This window comes from Thiohalophilus sp. (assembly GCF_034522235.1).
Taxonomy (GTDB): Bacteria; Pseudomonadota; Gammaproteobacteria; order UBA6429; family Thiohalophilaceae; genus Thiohalophilus.
In genome coordinates this window covers 845,365-866,034 of record NZ_JAXHLN010000003.1, presented here as the reverse complement: position 1 = coordinate 866,034, position 20,670 = coordinate 845,365, and the positions used below count along the sequence as shown (strand labels likewise).

General features: G+C 59.5%; 25 protein-coding genes. 10 read left to right on the top strand and 15 right to left on the bottom strand.

Annotated elements, in window-relative coordinates:
* Nucleotides 1-37 precede the first annotated feature (37 nt).
* The 3 genes from U5J94_RS07220 (at nucleotide 38) to U5J94_RS07210 (ending at nucleotide 2,726) form a co-directional block, all read left to right on the top strand.
* A complete protein-coding gene (locus U5J94_RS07220) occupies nucleotides 38-2,029 on the top strand; it encodes a transglycosylase SLT domain-containing protein (protein ID WP_322564966.1) in 1,992 nt (663 codons plus the stop codon).
* A gap of 103 nt (nucleotides 2,030-2,132) precedes the next feature.
* Nucleotides 2,133-2,267, top strand: a complete 135-nt coding sequence (locus U5J94_RS07215; RefSeq protein ID WP_322564965.1) for a hypothetical protein — start codon at nucleotides 2,133-2,135, stop codon at nucleotides 2,265-2,267.
* Between the two features lie 318 nt (nucleotides 2,268-2,585).
* Nucleotides 2,586-2,726: a hypothetical protein gene (locus tag U5J94_RS07210; protein WP_322564964.1), complete on the top strand. Its 141-nt coding sequence runs from the start codon at nucleotides 2,586-2,588 to the stop codon at nucleotides 2,724-2,726.
* 111 nt (nucleotides 2,727-2,837) lie between these two features.
* Here the strand turns inward: U5J94_RS07210 and U5J94_RS07205 are convergent, their stop codons facing one another.
* Together U5J94_RS07205 and U5J94_RS07200 are read right to left on the bottom strand one after the other, a co-directional pair.
* Entirely contained in the window at nucleotides 2,838-3,284 is a 447-nt protein-coding gene (locus U5J94_RS07205; RefSeq protein ID WP_322564963.1) for an Rsd/AlgQ family anti-sigma factor, read from the bottom strand.
* 80 nt (nucleotides 3,285-3,364) lie between these two features.
* Nucleotides 3,365-4,096, bottom strand: coding sequence for a SprT family zinc-dependent metalloprotease (locus U5J94_RS07200; RefSeq protein ID WP_322564962.1), 732 nt, complete (start codon nucleotides 4,094-4,096; stop codon nucleotides 3,365-3,367).
* 107 nt (nucleotides 4,097-4,203) lie between these two features.
* Between U5J94_RS07200 and yegQ the strand changes: the two genes are divergently transcribed.
* Nucleotides 4,204-5,559 (top strand): tRNA 5-hydroxyuridine modification protein YegQ, encoded by a 1,356-nt coding sequence (gene yegQ / locus U5J94_RS07195; protein ID WP_322564961.1) that lies wholly within the window; start codon nucleotides 4,204-4,206, stop codon nucleotides 5,557-5,559.
* Nucleotides 5,560-5,584: 25 nt separating this feature from the next.
* On the opposite strand, the gene U5J94_RS07190 is transcribed toward yegQ, so the two are convergent.
* On the bottom strand, nucleotides 5,585-6,988 hold the full coding sequence (locus tag U5J94_RS07190; protein ID WP_322564960.1) for a S41 family peptidase: 1,404 nt from the start codon (nucleotides 6,986-6,988) through the stop codon (nucleotides 5,585-5,587).
* 177 nt (nucleotides 6,989-7,165) lie between these two features.
* Here U5J94_RS07190 and U5J94_RS07185 point away from each other — a divergent pair, with 177 nt between their 5' ends.
* Nucleotides 7,166-8,638 carry an FGGY family carbohydrate kinase gene (locus U5J94_RS07185; RefSeq protein ID WP_322564959.1) on the top strand — a complete coding sequence of 491 codons (1,473 nt, stop codon included), beginning with the start codon at nucleotides 7,166-7,168 and terminating at the stop codon, nucleotides 8,636-8,638.
* A 129-nt stretch (nucleotides 8,639-8,767) separates the two neighbouring features.
* Here U5J94_RS07185 and U5J94_RS07180 read toward each other — a convergent pair whose 3' ends face one another.
* The gene (locus tag U5J94_RS07180; protein ID WP_322564958.1) at nucleotides 8,768-9,940 is read right to left on the bottom strand and encodes a glycerol-3-phosphate dehydrogenase/oxidase; all 1,173 of its coding nucleotides are present in this window, start codon (nucleotides 9,938-9,940) and stop codon (nucleotides 8,768-8,770) included.
* Nucleotides 9,941-9,945: 5 nt separating this feature from the next.
* Nucleotides 9,946-10,686: a glycerophosphodiester phosphodiesterase family protein gene (locus tag U5J94_RS07175; protein ID WP_322564957.1), complete on the bottom strand. Its 741-nt coding sequence runs from the start codon at nucleotides 10,684-10,686 to the stop codon at nucleotides 9,946-9,948.
* Nucleotides 10,687-10,966: 280 nt separating this feature from the next.
* Between U5J94_RS07175 and U5J94_RS07170 the strand changes: the two genes are divergently transcribed.
* Entirely contained in the window at nucleotides 10,967-11,428 is a 462-nt protein-coding gene (locus U5J94_RS07170) for a hypothetical protein (protein WP_322564956.1), read from the top strand.
* A 179-nt stretch (nucleotides 11,429-11,607) separates the two neighbouring features.
* Here the strand turns inward: U5J94_RS07170 and U5J94_RS07165 are convergent, their stop codons facing one another.
* Together U5J94_RS07165 and U5J94_RS07160 are read right to left on the bottom strand one after the other, a co-directional pair.
* Nucleotides 11,608-11,964 (bottom strand): FKBP-type peptidyl-prolyl cis-trans isomerase, encoded by a 357-nt coding sequence (locus U5J94_RS07165; RefSeq protein ID WP_322564955.1) that lies wholly within the window; start codon nucleotides 11,962-11,964, stop codon nucleotides 11,608-11,610.
* A 25-nt stretch (nucleotides 11,965-11,989) separates the two neighbouring features.
* Nucleotides 11,990-12,400 carry a hypothetical protein gene (locus tag U5J94_RS07160; RefSeq protein WP_322564954.1) on the bottom strand — a complete coding sequence of 137 codons (411 nt, stop codon included), beginning with the start codon at nucleotides 12,398-12,400 and terminating at the stop codon, nucleotides 11,990-11,992.
* Between the two features lie 161 nt (nucleotides 12,401-12,561).
* Here U5J94_RS07160 and U5J94_RS07155 point away from each other — a divergent pair, with 161 nt between their 5' ends.
* Nucleotides 12,562-13,053 (top strand): CDP-archaeol synthase, encoded by a 492-nt coding sequence (locus U5J94_RS07155; protein WP_322564953.1) that lies wholly within the window; start codon nucleotides 12,562-12,564, stop codon nucleotides 13,051-13,053.
* A gap of 79 nt (nucleotides 13,054-13,132) precedes the next feature.
* Nucleotides 13,133-13,477 carry a thioredoxin family protein gene (locus U5J94_RS07150; RefSeq protein WP_322564952.1) on the top strand — a complete coding sequence of 115 codons (345 nt, stop codon included), beginning with the start codon at nucleotides 13,133-13,135 and terminating at the stop codon, nucleotides 13,475-13,477.
* Between the two features lie 200 nt (nucleotides 13,478-13,677).
* On the opposite strand, the gene U5J94_RS07145 is transcribed toward U5J94_RS07150, so the two are convergent.
* The 4 genes from U5J94_RS07145 to U5J94_RS07130 all read right to left on the bottom strand — a co-directional run bounded on the left by U5J94_RS07145 (nucleotide 13,678) and on the right by U5J94_RS07130 (nucleotide 15,694).
* Nucleotides 13,678-14,100 carry an FHA domain-containing protein gene (locus U5J94_RS07145; protein WP_322564951.1) on the bottom strand — a complete coding sequence of 141 codons (423 nt, stop codon included), beginning with the start codon at nucleotides 14,098-14,100 and terminating at the stop codon, nucleotides 13,678-13,680.
* Nucleotides 14,101-14,112: 12 nt separating this feature from the next.
* Nucleotides 14,113-14,433 (bottom strand): hypothetical protein, encoded by a 321-nt coding sequence (locus U5J94_RS07140; RefSeq protein ID WP_322564950.1) that lies wholly within the window; start codon nucleotides 14,431-14,433, stop codon nucleotides 14,113-14,115.
* A gap of 153 nt (nucleotides 14,434-14,586) precedes the next feature.
* A complete protein-coding gene (locus U5J94_RS07135) occupies nucleotides 14,587-14,982 on the bottom strand; it encodes a hypothetical protein (RefSeq protein ID WP_322564949.1) in 396 nt (131 codons plus the stop codon).
* 193 nt (nucleotides 14,983-15,175) lie between these two features.
* Nucleotides 15,176-15,694: a TlpA disulfide reductase family protein gene (locus U5J94_RS07130; protein WP_322564948.1), complete on the bottom strand. Its 519-nt coding sequence runs from the start codon at nucleotides 15,692-15,694 to the stop codon at nucleotides 15,176-15,178.
* A gap of 293 nt (nucleotides 15,695-15,987) precedes the next feature.
* On the opposite strand from U5J94_RS07130, the gene U5J94_RS07125 reads away from it, so the two are divergent.
* Nucleotides 15,988-16,416, top strand: a complete 429-nt coding sequence (locus U5J94_RS07125; protein WP_322564947.1) for a nuclear transport factor 2 family protein — start codon at nucleotides 15,988-15,990, stop codon at nucleotides 16,414-16,416.
* 155 nt (nucleotides 16,417-16,571) lie between these two features.
* On the opposite strand, the gene tsaA is transcribed toward U5J94_RS07125, so the two are convergent.
* Genes tsaA through zapE form a run of 3 tightly spaced genes read right to left on the bottom strand, consistent with a single transcriptional unit; the run spans nucleotide 16,572 to nucleotide 19,310 of the window.
* Complete coding sequence (gene tsaA, locus U5J94_RS07120) at nucleotides 16,572-17,282, bottom strand: tRNA (N6-threonylcarbamoyladenosine(37)-N6)-methyltransferase TrmO (protein WP_322564946.1); 711 nt, start codon at nucleotides 17,280-17,282, stop codon at nucleotides 16,572-16,574.
* Nucleotides 17,279-18,193, bottom strand: coding sequence for an amidohydrolase family protein (locus U5J94_RS07115; protein ID WP_322564945.1), 915 nt, complete (start codon nucleotides 18,191-18,193; stop codon nucleotides 17,279-17,281). The genes tsaA and U5J94_RS07115 overlap by 4 nt, the downstream gene beginning before the upstream one ends.
* Nucleotides 18,194-18,203: 10 nt before the next feature.
* Nucleotides 18,204-19,310, bottom strand: a complete 1,107-nt coding sequence (zapE, locus tag U5J94_RS07110; protein WP_322564944.1) for a cell division protein ZapE — start codon at nucleotides 19,308-19,310, stop codon at nucleotides 18,204-18,206.
* Nucleotides 19,311-19,433: 123 nt separating this feature from the next.
* On the opposite strand from zapE, the gene U5J94_RS07105 reads away from it, so the two are divergent.
* Entirely contained in the window at nucleotides 19,434-20,003 is a 570-nt protein-coding gene (locus U5J94_RS07105; RefSeq protein ID WP_322566473.1) for a YqiA/YcfP family alpha/beta fold hydrolase, read from the top strand.
* Between the two features lie 203 nt (nucleotides 20,004-20,206).
* On the opposite strand, the gene U5J94_RS07100 is transcribed toward U5J94_RS07105, so the two are convergent.
* Nucleotides 20,207-20,623, bottom strand: coding sequence for a CDGSH iron-sulfur domain-containing protein (locus U5J94_RS07100; RefSeq protein ID WP_322564943.1), 417 nt, complete (start codon nucleotides 20,621-20,623; stop codon nucleotides 20,207-20,209).
* Nucleotides 20,624-20,670 lie beyond the last annotated feature (47 nt).

Here is a 20,670-nt window from a genome sequence, read left to right as displayed (position 1 = left end):
AAAGCTTTTAAACAGGTTTAACAATCAGGGAACAGGTATGCGGCACAAGCGGGCAATCTGGCGGATCATCACCACCCTGCTGTTAGGCAGCGGGTTGCTCAGCCCGGCGCTGGCCCTGCCCGATGACGACTGGCTTGCGCAACGTTACCAGTTCCAGGAGGCCCTGCAGGCGATCAAGGCGGGGGACAGGGCCCGTTACCGCAAGCTGGCCGCCGAGCTTCAGGACTATCCGCTCTATCCGTATCTCGAATACGGCGATCTGCGTCGCCGGCTGGGCCGCGCCGAGCCCGCCGAAGTCCGGGACTTTTTGCAGCGCCACAGCGACACGCCGATCGCCGGCCTGCTGCATCAGCGCTGGCTCTATACTCTGGCCCGTCAGGGACGCTGGCAGACCCTGGTGGACAATTACTCCATCACCAATGACAAGACCCTGCAGTGCCACTATGCCAATGCCCTCTACCGGGTCAGGCAGCCGGAGCGGGCCCATGCCCTGATGGAAAACCTGTGGCGGACCGGGCGCTCCCTGCCGGACAGTTGTGATCCGGCTATCGCCGCCTGGCACGAGGCCGGCCGGCTGAATAATGAACTGGTCTGGCAGCGGATCCAGCTGGCGATCCGCGCCGGACGGATTCGCCTGGCCCTGTTTCTGGCCGATTACCTGCCGCAGTCGGAACGCTATTGGGTCAATATCTGGTCCAAGATCCGCCGCGATCCGGCCTATTTGAGCGAAGTGACCAATCACTTTGATGATATCGATCACCCGGTACTGCGCTGGATTACCGTCTATGGTCTCACCCGACTGGCAGACCGCGATCCCATCCAGGCCGCCCGTTACTGGGTCGATCTCAAGCCGGCGTATCAATTCACCCCGCAGGAACAGGAACGGGTCGAGCGGCGCCTGTCACTGGCGCTGGTCCGCGCCGAACAGCCCGAGGCCAAAGCCTGGCTGACACGGCTGAAGATGGGCAACGAGCACACCGAGCTCAAGATCGAATACATCCTCTCCGCGCTCCAGGATCGGGACTGGCAGACTGCCCTGGAATGGCTGGATGAATTATCCCCCGAGGTCGCCCACAGCCAACGCTGGCGCTACTGGCGTGCCCGGGCGCTGGAGCAGCTCGGCCGCGAGAGCGAGGCCCGGGCGCTGTATCAACTGACCGCCACTGATCGCAGCTACTACAGTTTCATGGCCGCCGATCGGGCCGGCGATCCGTATCATTTCGCTCACCGTCCGCTGTTGTTCGGCAGCGACGAGCTGAAAAGCCTGCACCAGATCCCGGGCCTGCAACGGGCCGCCGAACTGTATACCCTCGGCCGGGTGGCCGACGCCCGGCGCGAATGGAATCACGTCCTGCCGCAAATGAACGAGGACCAGCTGCTGCGGGCCGCCAAACTGGCCGACGAATGGGGCTGGCACGATCGGGTCATCATGACCCTGGCCCGGGCCCGCCACTGGGACGATCTGGAGATGCGTTTTCCGCTTGCCTATCAACAGACGGTACTCAATCAGGCCCAGAATCAGCAGATCGATCCGGCCTGGGCCTTTGCGGTCATTCGTCAGGAAAGCGCCTTCACCACCGACGCCCGCTCCCATGCCGGCGCGCTGGGACTGATGCAGCTGCTGCCGCGTACCGCCCGGCATGTGGCCCGCTCACTCAGTCTGTCGATGCACGGTCAGCGGGACATCCTCGACGTCAATAACAACATCAAGCTGGGCGTGCGCTACCTGCGCCGGGTCAAGGACCGCTTCCACGGCAACCCGCTCCTGGCCACCGCCGCCTACAATGCCGGGGGCACCAATGTGCGCCGCTGGCTGCCCCGGGACAAAGTGCTGCCGGCCGATGTCTGGGTCGAAACGGTTCCCTTTAACGAAACCCGCAACTATCTGCAACGGGTCCTCACCTACACCGTTATCTATGAACAGCGTCTGGGGCGCCAGCCGGCCCCGATGCTCGAACGCATGCCACCGGTCTCGACCAACCCCGATGTCACGCTCTTGAAATCGGCACCGCCCGATCGCGAATCCTGATCCCCCGCCGAAACGCCGGAACCGGTAACCGGTCACGGTTTTACTGTTCAAGGCCCCTGCGTCGACGCCGACAGGCTTTAGATAACACGCGGAAGGAAAAACCATGTTCGAGATGATTCTGCTGCTGGGGCTGGTCGCCCTGCTCATGTTCCGGTTGGGCTACTATGTCGGCAACCAGGTGGGGCGTACCGAGCACATCCGCAGCTACCTGGCCGAAATCCGGCAGACCCGCCAGTAACTCTTTTGACCGCTGCCTGATTGACCCGCTACCCACCCAGGGTGCCGACCGCGCTGCGCAGTCACTTCTGCGGCAACATATAACGCATGTAACTCTCGTTAATTCATAAAGTTATAGCCTACTCTTGATATTTTTTCTCAATAGAGGTATACCGTTAACCAGCCGTGAGGGAACACGCGGGACAAACCACGTGCGCCATGCCGGCTGCGTTCCCCAAAGGGCCTACCCTCTATTAATATCAATTAGTTATAATTTATACTTGATATTTTACTTTAAGTATATATACTATCTCTATGATTTCTTTCAGGAGGAAAGGCCATGCATGACGAAACGATCCCGCTGTATGAGGTCGAGGAGCTGAGTCTGGAAGAAGCGATTCTGGCTCTGGCGTCGGAGCAGGAAAAACAGCAAACCGTCTATACCCGGGCCTCGGAACGGTTTATGGAACTGGTGGCCTGAAGCCCGACTGGACATTTTTACCCCTTGGGGCAGGGAAGTCCCAGCCTAATACGCAAAAAGGCCGCGCTGGGATACACAGTGCGGCCTTTTTTATTCATTTTGCGTGCTCAATCAGCGGGCGGACATGGCGCGGATGATCTTGTCCTCGTACTGGATACGCTCGGCCAGGACCTCGCCCAGCGCGGCGAGATCCTGGTCCAGCTCCGCGAGGTTGTCGCAGCCCTGCTCCTCGCAGTCGTATTTTTCGTTGAACTTGAGAATCAGCCGGGTGATTTCAACAATGCGGGGGTAATACTGGTCGGTCAGCTCACGCACCGCGGTGCGTTGCTCACTGTCGGATTCGGTATAGGAGTAAAGCTGAAAATGGGCACTGGCGGAATAGTCGACCAGCGATTCGCAAAACTCCTGTAATACCAGCTGGACTTCCGTCTCCGGTTTGAAAGGCCGCATCCCCACCAGGGTACTGAACAGGGCCAGGGTCTCGGTGCGGGTCTCCAGCAAAGTATGGAACTTGTTGCGCACCGTTTGGCGGCGTTCTTCGAGTTGCTCAACGCTCACTGTTTACCCCTTATCCAGCCATACCAGGATATCTAATATGCCCTGTGCATCCGCCTGGTTCAAGTGGGATAACCGACGGATCAGCCGCCGGGCCGTGCCCACAATGGCACCTCGGCCACGGCATCCCGCAACGCCCGATCCCGTTGCCGGTAATCGGGCAGAACGTTTTCCACCTGTTGCCAGTAACGCGGTGAATGATTGGGTTCGCGCAGGTGGCACAGCTCGTGGACCAGCAGATACTCCACCAGCTCCGCCGGCAGAAACAGCAGATTGCGATTGAGGTTGATACGCCCGTTGGACGAGCAACTGCCCCAGCGGGTTTTCTGGGCGCGGATACTCACCCCGGTACAGATCAGACCGAGCCGTTCACTGATCTGTTCCAGCCAAAGCGGCAGGATCGCGCGCGCCCGCTCCTGCAACCACGCCTGCAGCCCCGCGCGGGTCTCGGGGTCCCCGGGCGCCGTGCGCAGTTGCAAGTGCTTCGACTGCCGGCATGCCCGCCAGCGGCGACGTCCCAGGTCCACGGCATACGCCACGGTCCACTGTTCATCGAGCGCCCGGAGATCGATCTGCGGCGGCTGCAGCCCCAGTTGCGGGGGCAGTCCGGCCAGCCGCTCGGCGAGTTCCGCCTGTCGCGCGATGATCCAGGCGTGGTGCCCCGCCACCAGCTCACGGATCGCCCGCTCGGCCAGCGGCCGGGGCAACACCACCACCACCTCGCCGTTATGGTTGACCGTGATCCGCGCCCGCCGGGCGCGACGGTTGACCCGCACCCGGTAATCGAAACCGGTCGATGTCGGTGCGTCATTCATTGTGCTATGTCTGCCTCAACCCCATGATATTCGTGTCATTGTACCCGATGAAATCCGTTATAATTGAGTCCCATACACGGTTAATCAACTTGACTGGTTCATCAATCATGTCGCATCCGGAACTGTTACTGCCCGCGGGAACTCTGCGCAACATGCGCTACGCCTTTGCCTACGGCGCCGATGCCGTTTATGCCGGCCAGCCGCGCTACAGCCTGCGGGTGCGCAACAACGACTTCACGTTGCAGAACCTGGCCACCGGTATCGGCGAGGCCCACGCCCGGGGCAAGAAGTTCTTTGTGGCCAGCAACCTGATGCCGCACAACAGCAAGATCAAAACCTATCTCAAGGACATGGCGCCGGTCATCGAGCTGGGACCCGATGCGCTGATCATGGCCGACCCGGGGCTGATTATGATGGTGCGCGAGCGCTGGCCCGAGGTGCCGGTGCATCTGTCGGTGCAGGCCAACACGGTCAACTACGCCGCGGTGAAATTCTGGCAGTCGCTGGGCCTGTCGCGCATCATCCTCTCGCGCGAACTGTCAATCAACGAGATCGAAGAGATTCGTCAGCAGTGCCCGGACATGGAGCTGGAGGTGTTCGTGCACGGCGCGCTGTGCATCGCCTATTCCGGCCGCTGTCTGCTCTCCGGCTATTTCAACCACCGCGATCCCAACCAGGGCACCTGCACCAACTCCTGCCGCTGGAGTTACGGCATGCACAACGCCGAGGAGGATGTCAGCGGGGATATCCAGAAAATCGAGTTCGATGCCATGGCCGCGATCAATGATCCCGAACTGTTCCCCGAGGAGAAAGTCGAGCGCCACCCCCTGGCTGACCGGGCCTATCTGATCGAGGAGGGCAACCGCCCGGGCGAGCTGATGCCGATCCTCGAGGATAATCACGGCACCTACATCATGAACTCCAAGGATCTGCGCGCCATCCAGCACATCGAGCGCCTGACCCGGATCGGCATCGACTCGTTCAAGGTGGAGGGGCGCACCAAGTCCCATTACTACGTGGCACGCACCGCCCAGCTCTATCGCCAGGCGATCGACGACGCCATCGCCGGACGCCCTTTCGATCCGAGCCTCTATGGCAAGCTCGAGGGGCTGGCCAATCGCGGTTATACCGACGGCTTCTATGTGCGCCATCCGGATCAGGCCTATCAGAATTATCTGTCCGGCTATTCCAGCAGCGAACAGCAGCGTTTCGTCGGCGAGATCACCGAGTTCGATAGTGCACGGGGGCTGGCCAGTGTGGATGTGAAAAACAAGTTTGCCTGTGGCGAGCAACTGGAAGTGATTGCCCCCGGCGGCAACCGCACCCTCACCCTGGAACACATGGAGAACCTTCAGGGCGAACCGATGCAGGAAGCACCCGGCGGCGGCTACAAGGTCCGCATCGCGCTGCCGGCCGGCGATTACAACCAGGCCCTGCTGGCCCGCTATAACCACCAGCCCTGAGCACCGCGCCTCCCGGAAAGTTCGCTCAGGGCGATGGCAGTGCCTGCAACCCGCCGTCGAGCAGCTGCCGATAAAGCGCCCTGTCCACCAGCAGCGCGGTCGCCTGCTCGAGTACCGGATCCCCCTCACCACCCAACTGTCCCGACGCACGGGCGCATTGGCCGGCGGCCGCCACGTCGCCCGCGTTTGGAATCAGCCGGGGCCGGCCGTCATCGAAACAGATATCCGGTATCACCCCGTGCCCGGCAATCGGCCGTTCGCCGGGTCGATAGAGATGCCCACTGACCAGCTTGATCCCGCGCCCGCCGGGCAACTGATAGACCGCGTGGAGTCGACCCGCGCCGCGGCTGCGCTGACCGAGGATCACCGCCCGATGATGATCCTGCAGGGCGGCGGCGATGCTCTCGGCCCCGGCGGCGGTCTCGCCGTTGATCAGCAGCGCCAGCGGCAGCCCCTGTTCCAGGATCTCGGAACGCGGGCGGGCCACATAGTGGGTCGAATCCGATTCCGCACGCCCCCGCAGTGTCAAAATGGTCCCCTCGGCGAGAAACATGTCCGTGAGCTGGACCGCGCTGTCGAGTACCCCGCCGCGATTGTTACGCAAATCCAGCACCAGTCCGCGCGGCGCACGCAGCCGGCGGATCAGACCCAGAAAGGTCTCGTTGAACTCGTCCAGCGTGGTCTGCGACAGTGCCCACAGACGCACGTAGGCGATACCGCGATTCAGCCAGCGGCCTTCCACCAGGGGCAGATCGAGCGCTTCCCGTTGCAGACGGAGGGTGCGGGTATCGCCGTGGTCGAAACGCACCCGCAACGTCACTGTGGAACCGGCCGGGCCGTGCAGGCGGGTCATAATCACATCATGCGGCTGGCCGGCCACCGCCTGCCCGTCGAGAGCAAGCAGGACATTCCCCGGCTTGAGTCCCGCCCGCTCCGCGGGACCGCCCGGAATCACTTCGCTGATCACCAACCGGGCGTCCCGCCTGGCGGTGAGAACGCCGATCCCGGCGGTCTCGGCCGCCGGGCGCTGCAACAGCGCGAACTGGCGGCGATCAAAATAGATGCTCTCGCTGTCGAGTTGGCGCACCACCTGGGCCAGGGCTTTATCCACCGCGGGCAAGATCGGGCGCCCGGGCCTGTGCTGCTGCAGGGTTTTGACGATCTCGCCCAGCGAGGCCTCCTGCAGTGTCGGACGGGATTCGCGCCACGGCCCCCCGGCCAGCTGGCCGGCGAGCTGCTCGACAAACTGTGCGGAGAGCGTTTCGATCCGCATCGGGGTCACATGGTGCCGGGCGATTCGGGCCAGGGTGGTCTCGGCCAGGCGTGTGGCAATGCCCACTTGCGGATCGACCTTGACCGCCGGCTCGGCCGGCGTCGGTTTTGGCACGTCGGGGGGTGGTGTCGGCGCGCGCGCGCAGGCGGCCAGCAAGCATCCGGTGACAAGCAGTGCACTCCACCGCCCTCCCGCACCAATGTATCCTCTCCCTGTCCTGGCCACGCTGTGCAACCCCCCTGAAAACCGCTAGCCTAGCACATCCTCCCGGCCCGTCGGAGCACGCGCGGGAGACGAGCCCCTGAACCGCCCGAGCCTGGAGAATCAAAACTGATGGCAGCCACGACCACCGAGCCGCTTTATCTGTGCCTGGATCAGGGTGGCCATTCGAGCCGCGCGCTGGTGTTTGATCGACAGGGACGACAGATCGCGGCGACCCGCCAGCCCCTGACCGCAAGCCGGACTGATGACGAGCGGGTCGAGTACGACGCCGCCGAACTGATCGATTCCCTGCAGCACTGTCTGCAGGATGCCCTGCAACAACTCGGGGCGGCGCGCCGGCAGCTGGCCGGGGCGGCGCTGGCCACCCAGCGCTCCAATATCGCCTGCTGGGACGGGGCCGACGGGACGCCGTTGAGCCCCGTCATCAGTTGGCAGGATCGCCGCCATGCCCGCTGGCTGCAGCAGTTCGCGGATCGGGCCGACTGGATTCACCAGCGCACGGGCCTGGCGCTATCGCCCCACTACGGCGCCAGCAAACTGCGCTGGTGTCTGGATAACCTGCCCGCCGTGCAGCAGGCACAGCGGGACGGACGCCTGATGCTCGGCCCTATGGCAGCCTGGCTGGTCCGGCAACTGACCCGCGAGGCCGAAGCCCGCGCCGATCCGGTCAATGCCTCGCGCACCCAGCTCTGGTCCCTGCAGGAACGCGACTGGGATCCGGATCTGCTGGCGCTGTTCGGGATCCCCCGCACGCTGCTGCCCCCTTGCGTGCCGAATCTCGCCCCGTACGGCCAGCTGGCCGGAGCCGATGTTGCCCTGCCGCTGAAGCTGGTCAGCGGCGATCAGGCCGCGGCTCTCTATGCCTACGGGCCGCTGCGCCGCGACACCGCCTATATCAATCTGGGCACCGGCGCCTTCGTCTCGCGCACCACCGGCACGCAGCCGCTCCCCGATGCCGGCCTGCTGAGCAGCCTGGTTCTGCAGGATACCGAACACTGCGAGTATGTGCTCGAAGGGACGGTCAACGGCGCCGGCAGCGCGCTCGACTGGCTGGCCCGGCAACAGGGTGGTGACGCCTTCCCCCCCGCGCAACTGGCCACCTGGCTGAACACGCCGCATGCCACCTTGCCGCTGTTTCTCAACGGGGTCTCGGGGCTGGGGGCACCCTACTGGCGGGCCGATTTCAGCTCCCGTTTCATCGGCGAGGGCGAGCCGGATCAACAGGCGGTCGCGGTGCTGGAGAGTATCCTGTTTTTATTGCAGACCAACCTGACGCACATGCACCGGCAACTGGCCCCGGCGTGCCGCCTGCAACTGACCGGCGGCCTGGCGCACCTCGATGGCCTCTGCCAGCGGCTGGCCGATCTCGCCCAGATCCCGGTCTACCGGCCCGCCGAGTGCGAAGCCACCGCCCGCGGCAGCGCCTTCCTGCTTGCCGGGCAACCGGCCGACTGGCCCGAACCGGGCCCAGGGCACCACTTCGAACCGCAGCGGAACCCGGCTCAGCAACAGCGCTATACTAACTGGCAAGCAGCGATGAACAATGCCCTGGGCAGGGGCCAGGGGCCAGGACCTCGCCCCTAGGACCTGATCTGGTAGGCCCGATATAGCGATAGCGGTATCGGGCATTTCCCCGGGTTGCCGGACACCGCATTGCTATGTCCGGCCTGCTCATGAGTACTGAGTGCTGTCAGTCCCGACAAACCCTCCTCGTCACTCGTCCCTCGTCCCTCGTACCTGTTCCAGAGGGAGCCGTGCCGTGTCCTGGCATTCCGCCGGTTCGGGTAACCAGGGCCGCAAATGTTGCATAACCTCCTGGGCCGTAGCCCGGTAGCCCGTCAGTTTGCCGCCGTACAGGGTCAGCAGGCGCGGCAGGGACATATCGATGAGGGTATCGCGCGGGCGGTCGAACAGGCTCGAGTCGCTGTGCGGCAGTACCCGCAACCCGGCGAAGCTCTCCACCACCCGGGCCCCGGCGGCGGGGAAATAGTGACGGTAAACCTGCTGCAGATACGCGATTTCCGAAGCCAGCGGCGCCACCTGCGCCGGATCACCGTGATAGGGGGTTTCGGTGGTGCCGATCAGGGTGCAGCCCTGCCAGGGCATAACAAACACCGCGCGCCCGTCCTGCGGCGCCGGCACATAGAACACTCCTCTCGGCGGCGGATCGGCCACCACGATGTGGGTCCCCTGCACCAGATCAAACGCCTGCCGGCGCGGTGCCGGCTGCACGCCGGCCAGGACACTTTCTATCCAGGGACCGGCCGCGTTGACCAGGACCCGGCTGCGAACCGTCTGTTCCTGCCCGGCCTGCCGATAACAGACAGTCGCCCCCTCAGGGTCGAGGTCAGCGCTGACAAACTGTGCCGGGCACTGCAGCTGCGCGCCGAGGGTTTGCGCCGAGGTCATCACCGCGCGGGTCAGGGCCGCATCGTCGGTCTGCGCATCCTGATAGCGGAAGACCGTGCGCAGCTCCTGCTGCTGCAGGCCGTCCAGTTGCAACCACTGCGCGCGGGGCACCCGGGCAAAGCGGGCCTGGCGATCCAGGCCGCCGAGCAGGGCATAAAGCGAAAGACCGGCGCGCAGGATCCAGGGACCGCGCCGGCTCTGACGATAGACGGGAATATAAAAGGGCGTCAGCTGCACCAGCGACGGGGCAATTGTCAGCAGAATACGCCGCTCGCGCAGGGACTTGCGTACCAGGGTAAATTGCCCCGACTCCAGATAACGCAGCCCGCCGTGGATGAGCTTGCTGGAACGGCTGGAGGTGCCCGCCGCCAGCGCGGACTGCTCCAGTAGCAGCGTCCGGTAACCACAGGCCGCGGCGGCCTGGGCCACGCCCACCCCCTGAATGCCGCCGCCGACAATCAGCACCTCGTAATCCATCGCGCTCAGACGCCTGCCGGTTCCAGTTGTCGACGCATCTCGCCGATGGCGAAGGTTTCCACCAGATCCACGCCCTGTGCCATGAGCCGACGCGCCTGCCCGGGATCCACGGTTTCAAACACCGCCAACCTGGCGCCGGGCAACTGCACCGGCTCATCGGCCGGCAATGAAGAGAGATTGCAGAACAGAAACTCGGGCTGCAGTTCGACGATGGCCGGATCCGCGCGCCCCGCCCACTCATCAATCACCACCCCGATCGGCAGCTCACAACGCTGTCGCACCTGCTGCAGGGCCGGCAGATTGTAGGAGATGACGCAGCACTGCCCGGCCACCGGCTGCAGGATCGGCAGCACCGCGTCCACCACTGCCGTCGCCCCGAACTGCGCCACCGCCACCCGCTTGAGCTCGATGAAGAAACGCGCCGCCGGTGCCGTTTTGATCACCGCCACCAGATCGCTCAGCACCGCCAGCGGCGCCCGGGCAAGCTGCAACGGCTGATCGGCCTCCCCATACAGGATAAATTTTTGCAGTTGACGCCACGCGTAATCATGGACGGCACCGGGCTGGTGACACAGGCGTCGCAGATCGCGATCGTGAAACAGCAGCGGGATACCATCGCGGCTCAGTTGCACGTCCACTTCCACATAACGCGCCCCGACCGCCAGTGCCGCCTGTACCCCGGCCAGACTGTTCTCGGGATAACGGTAGGGATAGCCCCGGTGCGCGACCAGATCGCCTTGTGACATGAATTATCCTGTTGGGTTATCGATCGTCCGCCACGCATTGCGAAGCCGCAACTGCGCAACAAACATGATTCTGCTGTCTGCGTGATCACTGACAACGCCCTTGCAAAGCATAGCCTGAAAATACCACCACTGTCCTGCGGTCATCGTCCGAGACGCGCACGTCCGGAAAGTGTAAAATGCTCCCGCTTCCCTCGGGAAAGCCGATCCGTGCTCCGCCTCACCGTGAACATACTGCAACGGCGGAGCCCCGTTAACAATCTGAAACATGCGATGGAGTGATATGAAGTTCGAATTCCCGACACTCAAAACGATGATACAAATCATCCCGATCAGTCTGATATTGGCCGTGGTCGCCTATTTTGTATTTCCGCTGTTCGCGTTCGAACAGGTCTCCGCTCAACGGCTGTTCACCTATGGCATCCTCGCCGGCGCCCTGCTCGGCATGCTGCTCATCAGCACCCGGATATATCCGGCTTCCAGCACCAAAATCGAATCCATTTTTGTTGGCAATCTGGCCTTCAAGGCCTCGCCCAATGCCCTGCGCAAACTGTTTGAAGACTATGGCGATGTCCACGCCGTCCGTCTGATGACCGACCGCGCCACCCGCCGCCCGCGCGGCTTCGGCTTTGTCGAAATGAAACGCAAGGAAGCCAAAAATGCCATCAAGGCGCTGGACGGCACGGAGTTCTACGGCCGAGAGCTGAAAGTCAATGTCGCCAACGAACGCAAAAGCGACGACTGACAGTCTGTCTGTCTGTGACACCAAAAAAAGGGGAACCCATGGGTTCCCCTTTTTTTGCATAAAGAGCATTAACGCAGAGGGCGAAAAATAATGTTGAATTCTGAATGATGAATTTTGAATTCATCGTGAACCGCAATTCAAAATTCAGAACTCAACATTCAACATTATCCCTTCCTTTCTTACCCCCGCACCTCCATCAGCTCGACTTCAAAGATCAATGCCGCATCGGGCGGAATAACGTTGCCGGCGCCCTTGTCGCCATAGGCCAGCTCCGACGGGATAATGATGGTACGCAGGCCACCGGTCTTCATACCTATCACACCTTCTTCCATACCTTTGACCACAACCTCGGCGCCAAGCGGAATCGTCAGCGGTTCCCGTGAGCGGGAACTGTCAAACTCAAAGCCCTTGTTCTCCTCCGCCTCGTCATCGTACAACCAGCCCTGATAATGGACGGCGACAAGCTTGCCCTTGACAGCTTCCTCACCATCGCCGATTTTTTGATCAATCACTTGTAATTCCTGCGGTAAAGACATCAATTTGCTCCTGCCACATCCGCCGTCATCGGCGGTGCTGTCGTCGTTTGAGTTTGTAATTGGTGATGGTCTCAACTAAATCGGTATAGGGCAAGCTGTCTATACCGCCATACTCCTTCTCCGCCCGGGTCAGCAAGGCATCAATATCCACACGTCCGTCAGGTTCGCTATTGAGGAGTTCCTGCAGGCCAGCCAGGCTCCCGAACTGGATCTTCTGCAGCACACTGTGCGGCATGCTGGTCAGATCATCCTCCACACCGAACACCGGCAAGCTGACCTGCTTGAGCCACTCGAGTACCGCCTCGCAACGGGAACAGGCCCCATTGTCAGAACAGGCCACTTCGGTCCCGCCACGGCGCACGACCTGCTGGCCGAGGTGGCAGCCATATTGCTCGGCGATCTGCGGCGCACTGAAGGCGCAACGGTTTTCCGACATATTCGATACCTCCTTGGCACGACCCTCTTATCCCAACAGACGGCTGCCGGGAATCCGGTCGCCACTTCGGCTGATAGGATAATCGTAGTCAGTTACGCGTCATTTGTAATGCCCCCGGCGCTCAATTATTGCGCTGGTGGGAAATAGCCTCAGTCGCTAACATGCCTGAGATGACGCTTCTACTCTGCCTGTTTTTGCTACTGGTGGCCAATGGCGCGCCGATCCTGGCGCGGCTGTTGCCGGGAATACGCCATTGGAACCGGCCACTGGATGCCTACCGCCAGCTGGCCGACGGCCGGCGCCTGTTCGGGGATCACAAGACCTGGCGCGGGCTGATCGTCGCCGTACTGCTGACCGCCGCGGCGGGCTGGCTGCTGAATCTGCCACTCTGGCTGGGCGCCCTGTTCGGGGCACTGAGCATGCTCGGTGATCTGCTGGCCAGCTTCATCAAACGCCGACGGCAGCTGATGCCGGGGACAGCGGCACTCGGGCTGGATCAACTCCCCGAGGCGCTGCTGCCGCTGCTGATCCTCTACCAACCCCTCGGACTCGGCTGGCAGGAAATGCTGCTCGTCCCACTGCTGTTCATGCTGATTGATTTGCTGGTGTCGCGCGGGCTGTATCGTCTGCCCATCCGTCGTCGCCCCTGGTAAGAGCAACCGTGACTTGCGCTGCCCGGCTCATTATAATCGTCAGCCTTTTGCCGACCCGCACAACCCAGAGATAGCTGACATGCCATCCGATATCTTTACCGTTGATCTGGACGATTTCGATCACAAGGTACTGGCCGCCTCCCACACCCGGCCGGTCCTGATCGATCTGTGGGCCGAATGGTGTCCGCCCTGTATCAGCATTGCCCCGGTACTGGAACAGGTCATTGGTGAGTATGCCGGCCGGGTGCAACTGGCCAAGATCGAAGTGGACGACGGCGAGAATATGAAACTGGCCGGCCGCTATCAGGTCCGGGGCTTTCCCACCATCATCCTGTTTCGCCTCGGCGAGGAACAGGCCCGTTTCAGCGGCGCGCAGAGCGCCGGCTATATCCGGGACTTCATCGAACAACACGCGGGGTTTTAGGGATTAAATATCTCACCGCAGAGAGAAGGAGGGAGAATGTTGAATGTTGAATGTTGAATGTTGAATTTTGAATTTTGAATTACGAATTCGCATTTACTTCAGGATTAAGCATTAAGCATTAAGCATTAAGCATTCAAAATTATATCTTTGCGCCTCTGCGTTGAGATCTTTTCTCCGGCAGGTTAACGGGCTATCGAAGATCAGCGTTTCTTTTTTGTCGTTTTTTTCTTTGCCTTTTTCTTCTTTTTGCCGGTGTAGAACACGCCCGGAATCCAGGTCTTGTAGAGCTCGGCGGTTTCGTCCATCTCGCCATCGGCCTCGTCGACAAACATAAACTGGTTGATGCCGATACGGATAATATCGCCATGCCGCAGTTTATGCAGCGAGATGGCGTGATCGTTCACATAGGTGCGGTTGGTGGATTCCAGATCCTGGATCACAAACTCGATCCGCCCGCTATCATCTGGCGCTTCCATAACCTCGACGACCGCATGTTCCTTGCTGACCAGCTCATCTTCGAGACTGATATCATTATTGCTGTGCCGGCCGATGGTGATCCGTTGCTTGTCGATCGGTAGTTTGATACCCGCACCGTCGTCGGTCTTTTGTAGCAAAAGCGCCATTTATTATCTCTCTTAGTTAACCAGGGCAATGAAATAAGGCAGCCAGGACAATAACAACAAACCGCCGACAACAAGATCCGTATTACGAATGCGCCGATAACGCAGTTGTTCCTCGCCGCTTGTCTGACTGTGCCACAGTGAGGCCATCAGAGCATCCAGCATCATCAACATAAAAAACAACGGCGCCAGAACCGGCACCAGCAGAGTCGACACCATCTCCCAGCCATGATATTCCGGTGACGCGCCACGCTCCGGTTGCAGAACGATGGTCAGCAGGGCGCCGAGGATAAGCACCACCCGCAACGGTTTGAGTTGGATAAGAAACTGCTTCATGTTGAATTGCCCTGCTTTATTAGAAATTAACCGGCAGTTCGGGCCCGGTCAACTGTTCCCGCTCTCCCCCGCCCGGTAATCCGTCACGTATTGATCCGACTTCAGATCGGTTTGAGGCCGACAACGGGGAAAAGACAGTTTCGTGACCCGGTTTCAGTGAAAACTGGTTTTGCTGGCGGACGGGTCGAAATCGACCCGGACCTGATTCTGGTATTCCTGGTCAAAGACCAGATCGATGCTGAAACTGTCTTGCTTGAGATCGGCGCGGACCTGTTTAAGCTCCGGCAGACGGACCGCCAGCCAGGAACAGGTCGCCGCAATACGCGGTTCATCCTCGCTCTGAATCGATTCCAGCAGGGCATTGGCCACAAATTTGGCCCGCTGGATCTGATCCGGCCGGGCGATCGCCTCGCCGGACAGATGGATGCCCTTGTCCATCTCCTGATCCATCTTGTCCAGATACGTTTTTTGCAGATCGGTCAGTGGTTTGTTCCGGTCAAATTCAATCTCTGCCTGGCCATTGACCAGCACGGCGACCTTGTCACTCATGCTCGACTCCCTCGGGTTAACAAACCGCTATTCTAAAGCCGCAGAGATGGCAGAACCAGCCCCGCGGATACGGCCCGTTTGGTCTGTGCAGCACAAATGCAGGATGTTCGAACAGATGGCCGGCGAGCAAGGCCCGTCTCCCGGGATACAGGCTCTTCACCATGCAACCGGGAAGCGCCGGGGGGACAACCGCTCAATCGGTAACCCTGGCCGGCCGGGCGGAATCGCCGATGAAGTCTTCGATTACCTCCACCGGTACGGCACCCACCTGCTGGGCCTTGAGCTCACCGGCGGGATTATAGAGCAGAAAGGTCGGTGTCCCGACCCAGCGGGCGCCGCTCTGGCGCATAAACCAGTCCGCCACCGCCTCGGCATTGCCGATCAGGTTGGGAAACTCGACCTTGTGACGCGCAATGAAATCCGCCGCGTCTTTCCTGCCGGCCCAGCCATCGATCGAGATGCCGAGCATTCGCGCATCCCGGTCCGAATGGACGAAATGAAAATCGACATAATTATGGATTTCGCGATTACAGACATGACAATCCGACGCCCAGATCATGACTACCGTCCATTTGCCATTACCGGTGAATTCCTCGACCTTTCGGGGCTCCCCGGACATGTCCTTGAGTACCGTTTCGGCCGCAGACAGAGTCGGGATAAAGGCAAGACACAACACGAGCAGACGACACAAACCGGAAAAACGTAACAGCATAAATTTATAATCCTTGAACTTGATAATGACAGCCGCGCAATATCCGCATGCTACTACCTCAGACAGAACAACAGACGTCGGGTTCCAGCCAGGCCACACCCATCAAAACAAATAACGCCCTTGCGATTAACAGGGAAATCAACAATTCCCTTATTGTTCAGACAGAATACCCAACGAAAATATTCCATTGACCTGCAACACGGTGTTGGCCAACAATCGCCCGTTGTATCGCCGTGCATCGACAGGCAATATTCACTAAATTCGCCAAAGGGTTCGGGACCCGAGGGAACACGATGACATCGACCGGTTTTGCAACCTCGAGCGACGCCGAAAACGCCTTTTATGCCGCTTTCAGTCGGGGCGATCTGGCGGCTATGCGCGAGATATGGCTGGATGCCTCACATACCAGCTGTGTACACCCGATGGGCGACCGGCTGCTCGGCACCCCGGCGATTCTCAAAAGCTGGGAAACCATCCTTAAAAATACCGGCGATGTGATCATCGAATTGTCGAATCTCTCGGTCCATCAAGGCCCCCGGACCGCCATTCATACCCTGATCGAGAACATCCACGTTCAGGACGAAACCGAGAAAGTGTTTCAGTTTATCACCACCAATGTCTATGAACAGACCTCCGCCGGCTGGAAAATGATCCTGCATCACGCCTCACCCATGCCGCGGGATATCTCGCAGGAAAAAGATCCCCGGCCGGTGGTTCACTGACCGGCGCTTCTGCCGGATCGTATGCCATTCCGGGTAAACAGGCCGGTGCTTGATGTTCTCGCAGAGCTGTTCATGCCCGTAGTACCGGCGCTGGGCCCGCAAAGGAAAATATGCTTCCGCTGCATGTACATCGCCTTCTGGCAAGATCTGAATATTCACTCCGCCCTCTCCATGGCGAGCACCTGCATCACGCCGTTTTGCAGTTGCCATTTGATCTCCAGATCATAGAGGCGCATGCCGAACACTCGCTCGCTGTCGCCAGCTTTGTCCTGATAAGCCGGACGCGGATCCTGTTGCAATACCTGCACAATCAGCGCCTCAAGCCCGGGGTACTGTATCGTAAACTGTTGAAGCTGTTGTTGCGCCGTGTCACTTAAGCGAACCGGTAAATGGCTGTCCGGCGTCCGCGGTGCGAATCCCGCCCGGGCATCGGCAACACAATCGGCGTAGGGCACATAGGGCTTGATGTCCAATACCGGCGTGCCATCGATCATATCCAGATTACTCACCTGCAGTACGACCCCGCCTTTGCCGGTGTGCACACCATCGAGTCTCACCAGGGAGAGACCGATCGGGTTGGGCCGTTCCGGCGAGCGGCTGGCGAAGACGCCGACTCGCCGATTCCCGCCCAGTCGTGGGGGGCGCACGGTCGGTTTCCATGCTTCACGTTTGACATCATGAAACACAAATACCACCCAGATATGGGAGAATCCGTCCAGTTCCCGTACCGCTTCCTCGCGATTATAGGGCGCCAGCAGTTCAATGCGACCGGTCGCTGCCGGCACCAGTTGCGGCTGGCGCGGCACACCGAACTTATCAGGGAAACAGGAATGGACAATGCCGATCGGCGTAAACGAATAATTCACTGATTCATCTTTTGCAATGCGTAATCAAAAAAATGCCGGGCATTGGTCAGGCGGATCTTCTTTTCCACTTCAGGCGACAACTGATCCAGCCAGTGACGATGGTAATTGTATAACCGGGCATAATGATCCCAGCCGTCATCCGCCTCGTGCCAGATATAGACCTCGTGACCGCCCGAGACCGGATCGGTACCGACCATGATCCGATCCTGAAAACGGTGTATCCATTCACGCCAGTCATCCGGAATCGACTCGTTACTTTTGACAAAATCGCCATAATGCCAGGGATCCCGGGCGGACATATCCGCCCAGACATTGGGACAGGCCTCCATCACCGGGGTGATCGCCTCCGGCTGCAGGATGCCGCCGACGTGTGCCCACTGGAACCTCACCTCCGGATGTTGCTCGCAAATCGACAACATGTACTCGTAGCGCGAGGAGTCGGTGTGGATATTCACGGGCACGTTATACTCTTTGGCAAGCGACAATAGCCCGAGGAAAACCGAATTGTCGCGTCGCGGCCCGGCACCTGCCACCAGATGGATTTCACCAAGTCCATAAAATTTGCCGCTGGCCAGCGCTTCCCGGGCCTTGTCCACCACTTTCTCGTCGTAGAACCAGTTCAGGCGATTGCCTGCATCGTAATAAGGCGTGTAAAACGGCACGATCCAGTCCTCTCCCAGCTCCGACAGTTTAAGCGCAAAGTCGGAGGGCACACTGGAAACCACTGCCAGCACCACATTATGTTCCCTGAGATCGTTAATTGCCTGTTCCGGCGTGTAGATTTCATCCTGATCCCAGTTGTAATGCAGATGGATATCGGCAAACGGCGGCCGCTCCGGTTGCGACACTGACTGACAACCTGCCAGGGAGACAGCCCCGAGAACCAGTAATAAAATCATCCGACGCCACATAGCCATCTCCTCATGCGATACGATTGGTACGAAGTTTATGCGGCAAGGCCAGATACGCGTTACTACCCATCTCCCGAATCCGGCTGATGGCGCGTTCAAAACCGAACGCCACGCGTTTGCCGACATAAAGCTCATCGACGGCTGCCTCACCCGTCGCCACAAGCTTGACATTATGATCATATAACGCATCAATCAAGTGAACGAAGCGTTTGGCGACATTATCATGGGCCTCGTTCATGCGAAAAATATTACTTATATATACTGTGTGAAATTGCTGGGCGATCTGAATATAGTCATTGGCCGAACGTGGCGTATTGCACAGCGCATCAAATTCAAACCAGACCACATCATCGGCCAGAGCTCGATACGCGATCGACCGCTGGTTGACCGTCAGTTGCCGATCGTGCTTGAGAGTATCAGGCGCCATCCGTTCGATGGCTGTATGGATGATTTTCTCGCCTTCATCCGCTTCTGCCACATAAAAATTCCGACTGGCCTCCAGCAACCGAAACCGATAATCCGTACCGGATTGCAGATTGATCTGAACGGTATGCGCCTTGAGCAATTCAATGGCAAACAGAAAACGCTCTCTTTGAAGCCCGTTCTTGTACAGCTCATCAATCGAGCTGTTGGAGGTCGCCACCAGGGTCACTCCCTTGTCGAACAGGGCCCTGAGCAGTCCGCCAAGGAGCATCGCGTCGGCAATATCCTGAACATGAAACTCATCCAGACATAATACCTTGAGTTGATCGGCAATCTCATTGGCAATTACCACCAAAGGATCCGGGGATTTGGGCAGGTCACGCAGGCGAGCATGAATATCAACCATGAAGCGGTGGTAATGGACCCGATGTTTATCACGCAACGGCAGACAATCGTAGAAGCTGTCCACCAGATAGGTCTTGCCGCGACCGGTGCCACCCCACAAATACAGACCTTTCACTTCAACTGGCCGCCTGCGCCACAATCGATCCCGCCAGCGCGGCGGGGTATCGGCCGCACGAACCAGTTCCTCATACAAACGCTGGGTGTGTTGAACCGCATGCTCCTGCAGCGGGTCGTGGTAAAACCCCGCTTTTTTAAGATCGGCCTGATAGCGCTCAATCGGTGTGGTCATGTTACCTTGCCGTCACCCCTGTTCTGGCGTCCTTTTAAAAGGTATTGTAATATTATGACAAAACCTGATACATAAGTTCCACGGTGCAAATCGTCCGGACCCCCAGACACGATACCAGTTGTGATGATTATCTACCTGCATGGATTTAACAGCAGCGGCGCCTCCGCCAAGGGTCAGTATCTCAAGCAGCAATTGGACGATATCACGGTCCTGATTCCCTCGTACCATTACGACCCCGCCCGCGCCATCGACATGCTACAGCATCTCATCGAAGCCTTTTTGTCATTGGACAGCAACATTATGCTGGCAGGCTCCTCCCTTGGCGGTTACTACGCCCAGTATCTTGCGCATTATTACAGACTCAAACAGGTTCTTATCAACCCCGCCCTGATGCCCATGTCCACCCTGGATAACTATCTGGGTGAAAACGTTAATTTCTATACAGGGGAGCGTTACGAACTGAAAGAACGGCATCTTGACGCGCTGCGGGCCCTGGGTATGCCGACCCCTTGTATCGAGCCGGTGCCGACTCTGCTGTTGCTCGACAAGGACGACGAGGTGCTCGATTACCATACGGCGGCCGAGCGTTACCAGGCTTGTGCAGAAATCAGGCTATTCAACGGCGGGGATCATGCTTTTCAACATCTGCCTGAGGCCCTGCCGTTCATCCGCGAACTGTATGGCCGGCAATAAACCGGCAATAAACCGGTAAAAAAAAAGAGATCAGACGCCAATGGAAAACAGGGCCTCAAGATCATGCCGGGAAAAGGCCTGGAATGCGAGTATGGTCATTGATTTTCGTGCGCTCGACATTGATGAGAATAATCGATGTGACCATACGTTTTCTCCCGGATTGGCTGCTGGGGTCAGTTACTGGGTTTGACTGTTTGCCTTCTTTAGCCGCGAAAGCCACAGGCATTATGGCTGGCATCGCAAAACGGCTTGTTTTTCGACTCGCCGCAACGGCACAGGGCAGTACGGTTGCGGGTGGAACTTGACCGGCCATCGCGACTCACCAGCATCAACGGACCTTTTACAAGCAACATGGCGTTCTGTTTGACGATTAGCGTCAGACGTCCTCTATCGCTCTCCAGAGGTTCACTGCGGGCATCCTCAAACACCGCCGGGTCTGCAAACCCGCAATGCTTGTGCGTGCCATCGCAATAGGGCTTGTCCCTTGACTGGCCGCAACGGCAGAGCCAGGCTTCGTTACCCTGCAGCAGGACATTGCCGTTGGCATCCTGCAAAGTCAAATCGCCTTCGAATTGCAACGGCCCATTGGGGCGAACGGTCAAAATATTGGACTGGCTCAAATGCTCTCCTTCTCTGTCAGTATCGGAGTATCACTGCCGTCAGGCCG

What these genes read in the sequence shown, in the direction of transcription:
- U5J94_RS07220 (WP_322564966.1), top strand. Translation starts at nt 38, where the DNA reads ATGCGGCACAAGCGGGCAATCTGGCGGATCATCACCACCCTGCTGTTA.
- U5J94_RS07215 (WP_322564965.1), top strand. Translation starts at nt 2,133, where the DNA reads ATGTTCGAGATGATTCTGCTGCTGGGGCTGGTCGCCCTGCTCATGTTC.
- U5J94_RS07210 (WP_322564964.1), top strand. Translation starts at nt 2,586, where the DNA reads ATGCATGACGAAACGATCCCGCTGTATGAGGTCGAGGAGCTGAGTCTG.
- U5J94_RS07200 (WP_322564962.1), bottom strand. Translation starts at nt 4,096, where the DNA reads ATGAATGACGCACCGACATCGACCGGTTTCGATTACCGGGTGCGGGTC.
- yegQ (WP_322564961.1), top strand. Translation starts at nt 4,204, where the DNA reads ATGTCGCATCCGGAACTGTTACTGCCCGCGGGAACTCTGCGCAACATG.
- U5J94_RS07185 (WP_322564959.1), top strand. Translation starts at nt 7,166, where the DNA reads ATGGCAGCCACGACCACCGAGCCGCTTTATCTGTGCCTGGATCAGGGT.
- U5J94_RS07180 (WP_322564958.1), bottom strand. Translation starts at nt 9,940, where the DNA reads ATGGATTACGAGGTGCTGATTGTCGGCGGCGGCATTCAGGGGGTGGGC.
- U5J94_RS07175 (WP_322564957.1), bottom strand. Translation starts at nt 10,686, where the DNA reads ATGTCACAAGGCGATCTGGTCGCGCACCGGGGCTATCCCTACCGTTAT.
- U5J94_RS07170 (WP_322564956.1), top strand. Translation starts at nt 10,967, where the DNA reads ATGAAGTTCGAATTCCCGACACTCAAAACGATGATACAAATCATCCCG.
- U5J94_RS07165 (WP_322564955.1), bottom strand. Translation starts at nt 11,964, where the DNA reads ATGTCTTTACCGCAGGAATTACAAGTGATTGATCAAAAAATCGGCGAT.
- U5J94_RS07160 (WP_322564954.1), bottom strand. Translation starts at nt 12,400, where the DNA reads ATGTCGGAAAACCGTTGCGCCTTCAGTGCGCCGCAGATCGCCGAGCAA.
- U5J94_RS07155 (WP_322564953.1), top strand. Translation starts at nt 12,562, where the DNA reads ATGCCTGAGATGACGCTTCTACTCTGCCTGTTTTTGCTACTGGTGGCC.
- U5J94_RS07150 (WP_322564952.1), top strand. Translation starts at nt 13,133, where the DNA reads ATGCCATCCGATATCTTTACCGTTGATCTGGACGATTTCGATCACAAG.
- U5J94_RS07145 (WP_322564951.1), bottom strand. Translation starts at nt 14,100, where the DNA reads ATGGCGCTTTTGCTACAAAAGACCGACGACGGTGCGGGTATCAAACTA.
- U5J94_RS07140 (WP_322564950.1), bottom strand. Translation starts at nt 14,433, where the DNA reads ATGAAGCAGTTTCTTATCCAACTCAAACCGTTGCGGGTGGTGCTTATC.
- U5J94_RS07135 (WP_322564949.1), bottom strand. Translation starts at nt 14,982, where the DNA reads ATGAGTGACAAGGTCGCCGTGCTGGTCAATGGCCAGGCAGAGATTGAA.
- U5J94_RS07130 (WP_322564948.1), bottom strand. Translation starts at nt 15,694, where the DNA reads ATGCTGTTACGTTTTTCCGGTTTGTGTCGTCTGCTCGTGTTGTGTCTT.
- U5J94_RS07125 (WP_322564947.1), top strand. Translation starts at nt 15,988, where the DNA reads ATGACATCGACCGGTTTTGCAACCTCGAGCGACGCCGAAAACGCCTTT.
- U5J94_RS07115 (WP_322564945.1), bottom strand. Translation starts at nt 18,193, where the DNA reads ATGTGGCGTCGGATGATTTTATTACTGGTTCTCGGGGCTGTCTCCCTG.
- zapE (WP_322564944.1), bottom strand. Translation starts at nt 19,310, where the DNA reads ATGACCACACCGATTGAGCGCTATCAGGCCGATCTTAAAAAAGCGGGG.
- U5J94_RS07105 (WP_322566473.1), top strand. Translation starts at nt 19,434, where the DNA reads ATGATTATCTACCTGCATGGATTTAACAGCAGCGGCGCCTCCGCCAAG.